1 protein-coding gene is annotated in these 663 nt (G+C 36.7%); it reads right to left on the reverse strand.

The window, feature by feature from the left end:
- The coding region (locus HNS40_RS22600; RefSeq protein ID WP_172284969.1) for a hypothetical protein at positions 1 to 663 on the reverse strand (663 nt) is incomplete at both ends.

Below are 663 nucleotides of genomic sequence, written 5' to 3' on the forward strand. Positions count from 1 at the left end.
ATGGAGCCGTTTACTGCTAATTTATGAGTGCCAGCATTTTCTGTTCCGATTCCAATTCTTCCATTAAAAAATAGATTTCCATTTATATCCTTAAATTGAGGTTCTTGCCATGTAGCATCGCCATCAGCATCTGCTGTTAGAACATAGCCTGAAACATCAGTAGCAGATGTTACTTTTAATCTTTCAGTAATAATAGTACCATCATGTAGGATTAACCTAGTCGCACTTGGATCTCCATAATAAACCATCTCTAAAGTCATCTTGTCCACCCCTTGGCATGCCCAGTTATATCGAGCGCTACCATTTGCAGTTTTAAACGTTAATTCGGGTTTACCAGATTCGTAACTGGTCTCCATCTTAAAATCAGAATAAGTATTACTACTTGAGTATGTATTGCCTACAAAACCTAAACCAATAGTCTGAGAACCAAAATCAATATCCAAAGGAGATTGAGGATTATTGGTACCAATTCCAACATGCCCATCTTCAAAATATACATTACCACTGCTATTTTCACTCCAAATGCTTTCTCCCATAAAATCGTTTATGTCTTTCCAAATGGCATTTCCATTGGCATCGCTAGCCGTTAAAATATAATTGGTATTACAAACACCGTTTGTAATTTGTAAGCTTTCGGTTTTGGTTTTTCCTGCTACTTCCAAT

The organism is Lentimicrobium sp. S6 (genome assembly GCF_013166635.1).
Classification (GTDB): domain Bacteria; phylum Bacteroidota; class Bacteroidia; order Bacteroidales; family UBA12170; genus UBA12170.